The organism is Thermococcus argininiproducens, assembly GCF_023746595.1.
GTDB lineage: Archaea > Methanobacteriota_B > Thermococci > Thermococcales > Thermococcaceae > Thermococcus_A > Thermococcus_A argininiproducens.
The window spans coordinates 487,963-500,264 of record NZ_CP080572.1 but is presented as its reverse complement, the minus strand read 5'-3'; the positions used below and the strand labels follow the sequence as shown (position 1 = coordinate 500,264).

Below are 12,302 nucleotides of genomic sequence, written 5' to 3'. Positions count from 1 at the left end.
ATCAAAATTCCTCTAATCTATCTTGAGGAGTTTCACTTTCTTCAATAATCTTTTTACCAGCGGCCACCATATCAATACTGTGTACAACTCCCCCGAATTCCTCGATGGTTCTCACTATTTCTTCATAATCCAAATTGTCACCAACAATGGTTATCTTAACATTTTCAGTTTCTTTATCGATTTCCACAAGGGTAATGTTAACCCCATCAACCCCTTTTAGCTCACTTAACCCCAGAGCCAGCTCAGTTACCATGGGCTGATGGGGTTTGAGCACATCCAATACGAGAAGTCTAATTCCCTTTGCCATCTTTTATCCCAACGACTCTTGAAATTACTCCTTTTTAAGGATTTCTCCAAGTTTTCTCAGGAGCTCTAGGGCCTCCCCATCCCTTCCTAACTCGGCCATGGTGAGCCAGTCTACGGCGTGGATTATGTCTTCGTTTGAAAATTCTTTCAGAGCCTCCCCTTTTTCCTCCAATTCTTTGGAAATCCTTGTTGTATACGAATGTTCCTTTTCTGTAATTTTGTCCATGAGATTCAAAAGTTCTTCTTCGTCAAACTTGTAGCCCAGTATTTTAAAGATCTCGAGTTTTGTTTTTAGTTTGGACTTTGCTAAATATCTCAACTCCTCATCTCCAAGATATAGGTTTATGTAGAACACATCTGCGGTTCTTCCATAGTACTTCTCTACTAGATTTCCCTTCATCTCGGTTCTTTTTACCTCGACGAGGCCAGCTTCTTTGAGTTTTTCGATGTGGTGATAAACAGTTTGTGGGGTTTTTCCAAGTATTTCAGAAAGTTGTGAAATTGTCATTTCTCTGCTTCTTAACAGTCTTAGTATCTGTCTTCTTGTATCCTCAAGCATAAGTTTTATTACCTCTGGATCTGTGATGACTTTAACTTTCTTTTTCATAACTCTCACCAATTTTAACGTTCTAACAGAAATTTAAGCGCTCGAGAATATAACCTTTTCTCTTTTTAGAGATTTCTCTTCTCTGGAAAATTTTATAAATGTAAAATCCCCACATCACACAGCAAGGATGAACATTACTGTAAAGAGGTGAAAAACATGGATTTAGATTTTCTGTTCTACCCACAGAGCGTTGCTGTCATTGGAGCTTCAAATAAAGAGGGAAAAATCGGTAACGCAATAATGAAGAACCTCATAAACTTTGGATTCAAGGGAAAAATATACCCTGTTAACGTGAAGGAAGAGACGGTAATGGGCCTTAAAGCCTACAAAAATGTTTTAGAGATTCCAGATCAGGTTGATGTTGCAGTAATAGCGATTCCAGGAAAATTTGTTCCCCAAACCCTCGAGGAATGTGGACAAAAAGGAATTAGGGGGGCAGTTGTAATAAGTGCCGGTTTTAAAGAGGCTGGAAACATTGAACTTGAAGAAAAACTTGTTGAAGTAGCCAAAAAATGGAACATAAAGGTGGTTGGGCCAAATTGTTTGGGTGTCACTAACATTGAAAACGGTTTTGACTGTACGTTTAATCCACCTGAGAGACAGGCTAGGCCAGAATTTGGTGGTATAGCATTCATGAGTCAGAGTGGAGCGTTTGGAGCGGCAATTCTTGATTGGGCTGCGAGGCACGAGGTTGGAATGAGCAAGTTCATAAGCCTTGGAAACATGGCTGATTTGGATGAGAGTGACTTTATGGAGTATTTAAAAGATGATAATGCTACTAAAGTTATAACGGCGTATCTTGAAGGAGTTAAAGATGGAAGAAAGTTTTTACAGGCAGCGAGAGATGCTACAAGGAAGAAGCCTGTTGTAATTCTTAAAAGTGGAAGAACTGAGGCTGGGGCAAAAGCTGCGGCCTCCCACACAGGGTCTCTCGCGGGAAGTTATGCTATTTACCAGGCAGCATTTGAGCAAAGTGGAGTTTTAGAAGCAAGAAGCATGAGACAGCTATTCAACTATGCTAAAGCTTTAGCAATGCAAAAACCTGCAAAAGGGAACAGGATAGCGATAGTTACAAATGGTGGTGGCGCAGGAGTTATGATGAGCGATGGGGTGCTAGAGTCCGGGCTAAAAATGGCCGAATTGAGCGAAGAGACTAAAGAGAGGTTTGCAAAAGCTATAGAAGAAGGAAAACTTCCAGAACACATGAGTTATAAGAACCCAATTGACATTATTGGTGATGCTCCCTCAAGTAGGTACGAAATAGCCATGCGCTATGCTATAGAAGATGAAAATGTTGATGTCTTAGCTGTTATAGCCCTTTTCCAGAGTCCCGCGTTGGATGATGGCATTGTTGATGCAGTTGCAAGAATGCAAGAATACGGCAAGCCAGTTATATTCATAGCTCCTGGAGGAGCTTACCCAGAGAAGATGGCTAGAAGAATAGAAAAAGTAGGAGTACCAGTTTTTGAGACTGTAGAAGATGGAGTCGATGCAGCGTATGCACTTGTTAAATATGGACAATATCTCAAAGAAGTTGAAGGTTAGGGAAAACTTTAAATTTTCTTTTCCCATTTTTAGTTCATGTTCGGTGATTGCTTTTGGCTTTGGTAGTAAAAATTCTATCCTTCTTTTGACTAGCTTAGTCTTTTTAGGAGGTGAATTCTGTGCCAGAATTTGAGGTAACTCCATGGGAAGTTACGGGAATAGTGGACTACAACAAGCTTATCAAAGAATTTGGAACAACACCCCTTACAGACGACCTACTGGAGAAGACAAGAGAACTTACAAAAAGTGATCTGCCACTTTATTTCAAGAGGAAGTTCTTCTTTTCCCACAGGGACTATGATTTAGTGCTTAAGGACTACGAAGCAGGAAAGGGATTTTTCCTCTACACGGGTAGGGGGCCAAGCGGCCCAATGCATATTGGTCACATAATTCCATTCTTTGCCACAAAGTGGCTTCAGGATAATTTTGGAGTTAACCTGTATGTTCAAATCACAGATGATGAGAAATTCCTCTTTAAACCCAAGCTTACCCTTGAAGAAACAAAAAGATGGGCATATGAGAACATACTTGATATAATTGCTGTTGGGTTTGACCCCGATAAGACATTCATCTTTCAGGACACTGAGTTCACCAAGATATACGAGATGGCCATCCCTATAGCGAAAAAAGTAACTTACTCTATGGCAAAGGCTGTTTTTGGATTTAATGATCAAAGCAAGGTTGGAATGATATTCTACCCTGCTATTCAAGCTGCTCCAACATTTTTCGAAGAGAAACGTTCTTTAATCCCTGCTGCTATTGACCAAGATCCCTATTGGAGAATTCAAAGAGACTTTGCGGAGAGTTTGGGGTATTATAAAGCGGCAGCACTTCATTCAAAGTTTGTACCTGGTTTATTGGGTTTGGGGGGAAAAATGAGTGCTTCAAAGCCAGAAACAGCTATTTATCTAACGGATAATCCAGAAGAGGCTGGTAAAAAAATCTGGAAATATGCTTTAACTGGTGGGAGGGCTACTGCAAAAGAGCAGCGCGAAAAGGGAGGCGAACCCGACAAGTGTGTTGTATTTAAATGGCTTGAAATATTCTTTGAACCTGATGATAAAAAACTCCTCGAAAGGTACAATGCCTGTAAGAGTGGAGAAATACTTTGCGGTCAATGCAAGCGCTATCTCATAGAAAAGGTCCAGAACTTCTTAAAAGAACACCAGGAGAAAAGAGAGAAAGCAAGAGATCTGGTAGAGAGATTCAAGTATACTGGAAAACTTGCCCAAGAACAATGGGACAAATCGATTCCCGAAGCTCTAAAGAACTGACCTCCTCCCCGTCCTTAAGGGCGAGGCTTTCAAAGAAAAGTAATATATGGCTTCGGGATTTCCCATTTTTCTCTGAAAATTATTTCATACCGTGTTCTTTTCTTTTTGTCCTTCGTGTACATGTATGCAGATGGACGTTTCTATTTCTTCATTAAAGAATGAATTTTACATAGAGCAAGTTTTATTACCTTCGAAAAGCTTTCGTTTTTTGGAGGTGAAAGAAGTGGCATTGAGTAGGAATGAAGCTCTTGCTTTAGCTATAGGAACCCAAGTTGGTGCAGGTGTTTTGGGTTTGCCCTATGCAGCAAGAAAAATCGGTTTGATCCCAAGCGTGGCTCTAATGTTTTTGGTGGCTTTAACCATGTATATTACTGCCCTTTTTGTTCTTGAACTTTCTGCAAAAAATGGTGGAAAACAGATGTCTACTTTGGCTAGGGAGATATTAGGAAGGCCAGGGGGAGTACTAATGTTTGTTAGCATCTCTTTAATGAGTTACGGTGCTCTTTTGGCCTATGTTGCTGGTGGTGGGAGTGTTTTTGCAAACCTTTTTGGTATAAGTGAGGAAATGGGTGCGTTGGTCTTTTGGGCATTTGCCAGCTTTATTATCTACAGAGGACTGGAAATGTCAGGGAAGAGTGAATTGATACTAAGTGGTGTTTTATTGGCCCTTTTTGTAGTGGTTGCGATAATGGCTATACCCCATACAAAGGTTGAGAACGCATTTTATGTGGGGAGTGAGGGAATTGTAACTCTCTTTGGGGTTGCGATATTTGCATTTGGCTGTCATACAATAGTTCCGGATATTTATAAGGGGCTTGGGAGTTATGAAGAGGCTAAAAAAGTGTTGCTTTTGGCTTTCTTAGTTCCGGCTATAGTTTATTCACTATTTGTGGCTTCATTCCTTCTAGTCTTTGGTGAGAACACCCCCCAAATAGCTACTCAAGCCCTCGAACAGCTATATGGACGAATAGGGATGCTTGTTGGAAGTTTAATTCCGATCTTTGCTATCTTGACAAGTTACATAGGCCTTGGTTTGGCTCAACTGGACAACATGGAAGAGTACCTAAAGATGAATAGGAAATTCGCTTGGATCATAACAGTTTTCCCACCATTGATACTTTATATGGTGGGAATTAGGGACTTCGTTGAGGTTTTGGGGGCTGCAGGCAGTACGGGAGATCTTATGGCTTTTATAATAATGCCAATTGTCCTCTATATAACTTATAAGCTTAAGCCTGCGTTCCTTAGGGATAGAGAAGCGGAAGTCAGCTGAGGGCAAACTCTTTATTTTTTCTTCATTATTTCATTTGGTGATGTAATGATTCGGTTACCCTTTAGAGATGGTTTTTATGAAGTTAGGCCAACCAAGATAATCTGTCTTGGAAGAAATTATGCAGAGCATGCTAAAGAATTGGGCCACGAAGTTCCAAAAGAGCCTGTGATATTTTTAAAACCTTCATCCTCCTTAATAGGCCCAAATCAGACTATAATACTCCCCAGAAGAAGTAAAGAGGTTCATCATGAAGTAGAGCTTGCTGTGATAATTGGAAAAAGAGGGAAAAACATTCCGAAAGCAAAAGCAATGGAATACGTATTGGGTTATACTATCTTAATGGACATAACGGCCAGGGATCTTCAAAGGGAGGCAAAGACGAAGGGTCTTCCTTGGACAGTACCTAAGGGGTTTGACACATTCGCTCCGATTGGTCCGCGTGTAGTTGATAAAAGAGAGCTTGATGTGACTGATCTTGAAATAGGCCTCAAGGTCAATGGTGAAGTCAGACAGCTTTCAAGAACCAGTAAAATGATCTTTAAAATAGATGAGATAATTGAATACATCTCAAACATAATGACGCTCGAAAAGGGTGACATAATTGCAACAGGGACTCCAGAAGGTGTTGGACCTTTACGGCATGGTGATGTAGTAGAGGCATGGATAGAAGGGATTGGGGTTTTAAAAGAAGATGTGTTGGCAGAGCGATCGATTCTTTGCTAACCTCTTCATTTAACTATGTACAAATGCACCATTAACCCCCCGTGTCCAACTAACCGATGGTGGAGTATTTTGAATCCATTTTCCTCGAAAGCTTTCTCTATAGTTCTTTTTTCAGTGGTTAAAAAGACACCTCGTTTTTCTAAAACCTTTGAAAGCTCGTTAAAAAACTTCATATAGAGCTCAGGAATCAGGCTTTTTCTCCCAATCTTCAAACCGTAGGGTAAATTGCTTAACACAAAATCAACACTTTCAATATACTTGGAAAGTTTTGTGGCATCGCCATGAATAAACTCTATTTTATTTGAAACCCCAGCAGCTAAAGCGTTCATTTTAGCTCCTCTCAAATGCTTTTCATATTTCTCAATTCCAATTATCTTTCCATCATATTCTCTTAATGCCAGTTCTATCAATATGGTACCACTTCCACACATCGGGTCTAGAACGCTCCCTCCATCCAGTTCTGCTAGTTCTATCATTGCATTTGCTATTGATGCTTTCAAGTGGGCCGGATGGTCATAAACGCGCCAAGGTCGTTTATGGAGGGAGGAATCTCCCGTGGTGTCAATACCCAAGAAAAAGACATCATCAATCAATTCTGTCCTAAAAATCACGCTTGGATGGTCTAGATTTACCTTTGGCATGCCAAACTTTGAGAGCTTATCATATATGGCACTTCCTGCGGTTTTTGCGATATCAACACTTGTAAATTCATGTTCTCCTTTTCTGAAACTCCTAACGGCGAAGTTTTCACTTATCTTTACGTAGTTCTCGATGGGGGAATTAAACACGAAATTATAGATCTCATTGAGAGCTTTCTCTTTTTCTAAGCTAGGGAGCTTTGTGGATGAGATATGGAGAATGACTCTATGCAAGAGTCGGGAGTTTTCATTCAAAAAAGAGGCAATCTCAAATTCTCTCTTTTTTCCCTTTCTATTAAAGTAATAGCTCTCTTCAATCTCGGCCCATATCCTACCTTCGACTCCCAAAGGCTTTTCTTCGACTTTTCCTTTTAAGCCTGCTCTTTTTATGAGCCCCTCAACTTCTTTTTTTGCTAAATCCTCAATACCTCGAGATGTTGTTAACAGTAACTTCATGGTTCAGAATACTTAACTCCCTGTTATAAGTTTTAGCTCAGAAGAGCTCTCCATTAATAAACCTCTTTGTTAGTTCATTCTTCGGTCGTTCAAAAACTTCTTTTGTCTTTCCTATCTCGATAATCTTCCCTTTGTATATATGGGCCACTCTGTGGGCCAATCGTTTTGCTTGGAATAGATTATGAGTTGAAAAGAGTATTGTAGTTTCCTTTTCTTTAACTATTTCCTTAACTATTTCCTCGATTATAGCAGAATTTGTTGGATCTAAATTTGCAGTTGGTTCGTCCATAAGTAAAAGCTTTGGCTCGAGGACAATTGCCCTTGCTATGGCAACTCGTTGCTTTTCTCCACCTGAAAGATATTTTGCTCTTCTATTTTCATAACCTTGGAGTCTAACCAGCTCTAAAACTTCCTCGACTTTTTTCTTTATCTCTTCTTTTGAGTATCCCCTGATTTTTAGCCCATATGCTATGTTCTTAAAAACGGTAGTGTTAAACATCACGGGAATTTGAAAAACCATTGTAATATGTTTTCTTAAATTGTCGTTCCAGCTCACTTTGACTCCATCAAAGTAGTACTCTCCCGAATCTGGCTTTTCTAAAAGGGCTAAAATCCTTAATAGTGTGGTTTTTCCAGCCCCGCTATGTCCCATTATGCAGAATATCTCTCCTTTTTTAATTTCGAGATTTACATCTTCAAGAGCGGGAGGTTCTCCATTATCATATCTCTTTGTAATTCCAATTGTTTTGATGAAGCTCATGTTAACCACTTCCTGATGAGATTCGATAGAAGATTTACTCCCAAAACAATCCCCATTAGTATTATCCCAAGGGCTATGGCAACGCTGATCTCAGCTCTTACAGTGTACATCTGAATTGCCGTGGTTAGTACTCTCGTGTTGTAGTGGCCTCCCTTAACGTATATATTTCCTCCAATCATAAGTGCTATTCCCAGTTCAGCGATTGCTCTATTAAATCCAGCGATTATTGCTAGTATTATCCCTCCAACACTCTCTATAACCACTTGAAATGATGCTCTAATCTCATCCGCACCCAGGGTTAAAGCCAGTTCCCTGATCTCATTTTCAATTGCCTCGAGAGAGTTCACCACTATGCTCATTATTATCGGAGTTATGAGTAAAGCTTGACCAAAGCTTATTCCCATTTCTGTATAGAGAAGACCAAGTGTCCCAAGGGGCCCTCGTGGCACAAGAAGGAGGTAAAGTATGAGGCCCCAAATAACCGTTGGTACTCCCATAAGACCATTAATGAAGGTTTTAACAAGCCATTTTCCTCGGAAATTTTTAAGACCTATTAACATGGATAGGGGAAGTGACCAGGCAACGGCCATTACTGTAGCTATTCCCGATACTTTTATTGATCTTAGGGCTATTTCAATAATATAAGGCTCTGTTATAAGCCCTAGGGCCTCTGAAAATCCCTGGATTATATACTCCCATGCCATCTTTTGTCCTCCTCAATAAATAGAGAGATAAAATAAAAGTGTTATCCTTCTACCATTGTGGCTGGAAACTCAAAAAAGTCGTAGGCGGCATTATATCGGAATTTGGTTGGACACTCAGTATACACCCCGCCATCTTTCATGAAGCCGTATTTGAGTAACCACTTAAAGACTTCTCCTTCTTTTTGCTCTAGCACTGGAACAGCTGGGTAGAAAAGAGATCGCCCAAATTCCTCTTTTCCATACTCTGCTATTGCTTTTTGCCCTTCTTCAGAAGTGAGCCATTCTGCAAGAAGCATTGCGCCTTCAAAGTCTTTATCTCCAATCTTCTCTGGATTTATGATGATTATGGCATACACATTTATAAGCTCCTCTCCTTTGTCAACTAGCACATCCAAGTCAATTTTACCCTCTTTCTGGTATTTAAGATACGTTCCGATATCAGAGAGAGTGTAAGCTTTTCTCTCACTTGTGTATAGAAGCGTGTTTCCCATCCCTGAACCTGTCGTTCCAAACCACTTTTCATTCTTAAGCTCTTCGAAACTAAACCCTGCTGCCTTCCACAATGCGATCTCTTTTGTGTTGGTTCCAGAACCATCATCCCTTGAAATCCATATGAGTTGGTTAGGATGCATTCTTCCGTACTCAACTAACTTTTTAAGGGCCTCTGTGACACCCAATCCCTTAATTCCAGCGGGATCACTCTTTGGGCCAACAATTACAAAAAAGTTGTATGCGAATACTTTTCTATTAACACCATAGCCTTCTTCCATAAATGCCTGTTCTCTGGAAAGTGCATGAACTAGAATAGCATCACTTGCACCGTTTTTCGCATCCATAATTGCTCCACCTGTACCTTTGGGGATAAAACGTAATTCAATGGTGTATTTTTCTTTAAATGCTGGTGCAACAACTTCTTCTAGAATTCCTGTGTCATATAGACTTGTTGTAGTTGAGATTGTCAAAACTCTTGGAGTTTCTGTAGTGGTGTTCTCTACTTTGGGAGTTCCAATGCATCCAATAGCGACACTCATAATTAGAAATACCACAAAGATGAACGTCATCCTCTTCATAGCTGTATCCCTTTTTGGGTATGGAAAAATATTTTATAAACATTCTGCACAAATAGTAAACATCTTTGCTTAACAAAGTCATTCCAGAATTGCTATTACTCCCTTCCATTTCCCACCAAAGCATTCACTTGCAATCACTTTTTTACCTGTTAACTCTTCAAGGAATCGTATGGCAGAAGGGCATTTCTTAAATCCTGTTGCTATTCCTACTATAACTCCTTCAATTTCTCTGATTCCAACACGTCGTTCTTTTCTGGGCCAGAGCTGGTCCTCATATTTCCAAAGGATCCTCCTTGGGTCGATTAGGAATTCACGTTCAATTTCATCCAAGATCTCTTCAAAATCCCCGATAAAGCTTTCCCCTCTTTTCTCTTCTTTGCCAAAAAGGGTGAACTTTCCAGTCTGCCACTCTCTTAAAAGGTATCTCGCAGTTTCTTCGAGGTCAACTTCTCCCCCTTTTCTTAAGAGGCCTTTTCTCTTTCCTATAGCCTCTAATATTTGTTCCTCATCTTCGAATTTGTCGATTCCATATTTTTCAGTTATGGCTTCTTTTCTTGTTTCCAAGATTCTACGTATGAGTCTTAAGGCTGGTTTAACAGGATCTTCGATTTTATCTGCAGGAAAACCGCCCCTAATAACAAGCTCTTCAAACTCATCGATGGGAACTACTCCAGGAGAATCAAGTAGCCATATTCTCTTGGAAAGCTTGATTAGCTGCTTTCCCTTTGTATATCCAGGTATTGGGGCAGTGCCGACGGCATGCTTTCCTTTTAGGACATTTATTATTGTGCTTTTTCCTACATTGGGGTATCCTACTAGGACAACCTTTACTTTTTCCTTGCCTTCATTAAAAAGCTCCTTTGCAATCTTTTTTATTTCTTTTCTTAAGATGCCGGTTCCTTTTCTTTCTCTTGCACTGATAAAGACTATTGGGAGATTTTGGTTTTTCTGTTTGTATTCTTCAGCCCACTTCTTTGGCACTAAATCAGCTTTATTCATAACTATTAGTAACTTTTTTCCTTCTTCCTGTACCAGTTTTTCAACTTTAGGATTTCTGGTCCCTATTGGATCTCTAGCATCCACTACCTCGACTATAATATCGCCTTCTTTAATCGCTTCCCTTACTATCCTCCAAGCCTTTTTCTGTTTCATCTCGTATCACCGTTATCTCAAAGATTACAGTTCCTCCATTTGTATATGGTGGTCCTGGATCTAAACATTGAACGTAAGCCTTTTCCCCTCTACCCAATCCTATCTCTTGGGGTTTAACACCTTTTCGCAAGGCCACTATGTAGGGTAAGAATGATGCAAAGGCATGTGTGCAAATTGCAGTAGTTTCTTCTAGATTGACCTTTGGGCCTTCTATAACTATCTTGTCCCCTACTTTGAATACTGGGCACCTCCCCTTAATATTTATGGCTTTTATTACCAGTTTTTCCATTTTTCATCACCAAAAGGTAAATAAGGAATGAAGACTAAAATATTTACTAGGACTATTAGTTCATAAAAGAAAATTATTATTGTGGTGGTGCTCACCGTGGCGGAAGATATTGAAGAAAAAATTAGACGTTTGAGAGAATTAGGGAAAGTTTCTGTTGAGGAGAGGGGGGAATCAAAAACTCCCTCTGTGCCAGTTGCAAGACCATCTGGTCCCACTAGAAAACCCTCTAGACTTGGTAGACTTAGAGAGAGGGAAAGACGTAGGAGGATTATTATTGGTGCTTCTATTCTGGCGATAATTATCATAGCTGTTGTTGTTGGGGTATACATAACTTATCAAAATAGGGCAGCGAAACAGCTTGAGGAGGCTAAACTTGCAAAAATCGCAGAGGTCAATAAATACTTCACTGGGGAACTTCAAAATGATACTTTGAAAACACAGCTAATAAATCAAATTAGCAGGGCCCAAAGCGTAGAAGAACTTGAGAAGATTGATGTGAAAACTTTGGCAGAACAGAGAAAAGCACAATTAGAAGAAGAAAAGCGTCAAAAAGAACTTCAAGATGCAAAGACGGTTAAGTTATCAGAGATAGAACAATCATTTGAACTCCTTCTTTCTCAGCCCCTTCCAGCAGACATAAAAAGTGAGGCTATTCAGTCATTAAACCAATTAAAGGAGAGAGTTAATTCAGCAGAAACTAAGGATGAGGTGTTGTTAATTGATCCCAATCCGTATCTGCTTGATCTGTGGAGGAAGTACTATTATTACCTTATAGATGCCACTCCGACTCAAAAAGTTATTCTTAAGAAAGGTGTTGAGAAGAGCATATATACAAAACCAGAGGCCAAATACGTTCTAAGTAAAATTACAGACTTTGCTGAATTAATGCAGTATACAATCGAGAAAGCAGAGATGGTTCAAGTTGCCTTGGTTCTCCCAAGAGAAAACGTTAACGGGGCGTTCTTGTCTTCTGGAGACAAAGTAAAGATTTTTGCTCAGGTAAATGCAACTTCCATCCAAAAGATAGCTGATGAAGGATACATAACCACTGTACTTCTTTTAAAAGACTCAGGCGAAATTTCAGTTTCTGAGTCACAGACAGAGAGTAATAACATAGAAAGTTCTACGGAGACCTCTTACTCAGATCAATACTCTGAGAGTTATGCCCCTGGTGATCAGTCAATCACCTACGAGCAGAGCAAAGATGAAAGCCATTCGACTACACAGTCAAGTTCCCAGACAATAACTGCTTCCTACACCTACAATGTGGCGTTATCAGAAATATTGAAAGCAATTGCAGCTAACAAAATAGCAGCTCCAGACGAGGTTAAGGAACAGCTGAGCAGATACATGTGGAAAGTATTTGGTCTAGAGCAGGATACAGGTCTCATGGCCACAGACCCAACGGCCAAAGTTCTAGTGATAGTTGAAGTACCGGCAGAGTTCGTTGAGGACATACTCAAATATAGAAACGCGCTTTACATAACAAAGATTGTAGGGTGAGT

At 39.9% G+C, this 12,302-nt stretch carries 13 protein-coding genes; 5 read left to right on the top strand and 8 right to left on the bottom strand.

Translation table 11 applies throughout. The features are described from left to right. Position 1 precedes the first annotated feature (1 nt). Positions 2–307 carry a DUF211 domain-containing protein gene (locus K1720_RS02615; RefSeq protein WP_048160675.1) on the bottom strand — a complete coding sequence of 102 codons (306 nt, stop codon included), beginning with the start codon at positions 305–307 and terminating at the stop codon, positions 2–4. 24 nt (positions 308–331) lie between these two features. Next, positions 332–913 (bottom strand): transcriptional regulator, encoded by a 582-nt coding sequence (locus K1720_RS02610; protein ID WP_251949660.1) that lies wholly within the window; start codon positions 911–913, stop codon positions 332–334. 156 nt (positions 914–1,069) lie between these two features. On the opposite strand from K1720_RS02610, the gene K1720_RS02605 reads away from it, so the two are divergent. From K1720_RS02605 to K1720_RS02590, 4 genes are all read left to right on the top strand, one after another. Next, on the top strand, positions 1,070–2,458 hold the full coding sequence (locus K1720_RS02605; protein WP_251949659.1) for an acetate--CoA ligase family protein: 1,389 nt from the start codon (positions 1,070–1,072) through the stop codon (positions 2,456–2,458). Between the two features lie 119 nt (positions 2,459–2,577). Beyond that, entirely contained in the window at positions 2,578–3,732 is a 1,155-nt protein-coding gene (locus tag K1720_RS02600) for a tryptophan--tRNA ligase (protein WP_251949658.1), read from the top strand. 223 nt (positions 3,733–3,955) lie between these two features. Next, positions 3,956–5,005 carry an aromatic amino acid transport family protein gene (locus K1720_RS02595; RefSeq protein ID WP_251949657.1) on the top strand — a complete coding sequence of 350 codons (1,050 nt, stop codon included), beginning with the start codon at positions 3,956–3,958 and terminating at the stop codon, positions 5,003–5,005. A 45-nt stretch (positions 5,006–5,050) separates the two neighbouring features. Further along, on the top strand, positions 5,051–5,728 hold the full coding sequence (locus K1720_RS02590; RefSeq protein WP_251949656.1) for a fumarylacetoacetate hydrolase family protein: 678 nt from the start codon (positions 5,051–5,053) through the stop codon (positions 5,726–5,728). Positions 5,729–5,733: 5 nt separating this feature from the next. On the opposite strand, the gene trm14 is transcribed toward K1720_RS02590, so the two are convergent. The 6 genes from trm14 to K1720_RS02560 all read right to left on the bottom strand — a co-directional run bounded on the left by trm14 (position 5,734) and on the right by K1720_RS02560 (position 10,797). Beyond that, a complete protein-coding gene (gene trm14 / locus K1720_RS02585) occupies positions 5,734–6,822 on the bottom strand; it encodes a tRNA (guanine(6)-N2)-methyltransferase (protein WP_251949655.1) in 1,089 nt (362 codons plus the stop codon). 37 nt (positions 6,823–6,859) lie between these two features. After that, positions 6,860–7,582 carry an ABC transporter ATP-binding protein gene (locus K1720_RS02580; protein ID WP_251949654.1) on the bottom strand — a complete coding sequence of 241 codons (723 nt, stop codon included), beginning with the start codon at positions 7,580–7,582 and terminating at the stop codon, positions 6,860–6,862. Next, complete coding sequence (locus K1720_RS02575; RefSeq protein WP_055281080.1) at positions 7,579–8,286, bottom strand: ABC transporter permease; 708 nt, start codon at positions 8,284–8,286, stop codon at positions 7,579–7,581. Before K1720_RS02575 ends, K1720_RS02580 begins: the two co-directional genes overlap by 4 nt. 41 nt (positions 8,287–8,327) lie before the next feature. Continuing rightward, positions 8,328–9,356 (bottom strand): ABC transporter substrate-binding protein, encoded by a 1,029-nt coding sequence (locus K1720_RS02570; protein WP_251949653.1) that lies wholly within the window; start codon positions 9,354–9,356, stop codon positions 8,328–8,330. Between the two features lie 78 nt (positions 9,357–9,434). Next, entirely contained in the window at positions 9,435–10,508 is a 1,074-nt protein-coding gene (locus tag K1720_RS02565) for a GTPase (protein WP_251949652.1), read from the bottom strand. Then, on the bottom strand, positions 10,465–10,797 hold the full coding sequence (locus K1720_RS02560; RefSeq protein WP_251949651.1) for a TIGR04076 family protein: 333 nt from the start codon (positions 10,795–10,797) through the stop codon (positions 10,465–10,467). The genes K1720_RS02565 and K1720_RS02560 overlap by 44 nt, the downstream gene beginning before the upstream one ends. 96 nt (positions 10,798–10,893) lie before the next feature. Here K1720_RS02560 and K1720_RS02555 point away from each other — a divergent pair, with 96 nt between their 5' ends. Then, on the top strand, positions 10,894–12,300 hold the full coding sequence (locus K1720_RS02555; RefSeq protein WP_251949650.1) for a DUF515 domain-containing protein: 1,407 nt from the start codon (positions 10,894–10,896) through the stop codon (positions 12,298–12,300). Positions 12,301–12,302 lie beyond the last annotated feature (2 nt).

What these genes read in the sequence shown, in the direction of transcription:
- K1720_RS02615 (WP_048160675.1), bottom strand. Translation starts at nt 307, where the DNA reads ATGGCAAAGGGAATTAGACTTCTCGTATTGGATGTGCTCAAACCCCAT.
- K1720_RS02610 (WP_251949660.1), bottom strand. Translation starts at nt 913, where the DNA reads ATGAAAAAGAAAGTTAAAGTCATCACAGATCCAGAGGTAATAAAACTT.
- K1720_RS02605 (WP_251949659.1), top strand. Translation starts at nt 1,070, where the DNA reads ATGGATTTAGATTTTCTGTTCTACCCACAGAGCGTTGCTGTCATTGGA.
- K1720_RS02590 (WP_251949656.1), top strand. Translation starts at nt 5,051, where the DNA reads ATGATTCGGTTACCCTTTAGAGATGGTTTTTATGAAGTTAGGCCAACC.
- trm14 (WP_251949655.1), bottom strand. Translation starts at nt 6,822, where the DNA reads ATGAAGTTACTGTTAACAACATCTCGAGGTATTGAGGATTTAGCAAAA.
- K1720_RS02580 (WP_251949654.1), bottom strand. Translation starts at nt 7,582, where the DNA reads ATGAGCTTCATCAAAACAATTGGAATTACAAAGAGATATGATAATGGA.
- K1720_RS02575 (WP_055281080.1), bottom strand. Translation starts at nt 8,286, where the DNA reads ATGGCATGGGAGTATATAATCCAGGGATTTTCAGAGGCCCTAGGGCTT.
- K1720_RS02570 (WP_251949653.1), bottom strand. Translation starts at nt 9,356, where the DNA reads ATGAAGAGGATGACGTTCATCTTTGTGGTATTTCTAATTATGAGTGTC.
- K1720_RS02565 (WP_251949652.1), bottom strand. Translation starts at nt 10,508, where the DNA reads ATGAAACAGAAAAAGGCTTGGAGGATAGTAAGGGAAGCGATTAAAGAA.
- K1720_RS02560 (WP_251949651.1), bottom strand. Translation starts at nt 10,797, where the DNA reads ATGGAAAAACTGGTAATAAAAGCCATAAATATTAAGGGGAGGTGCCCA.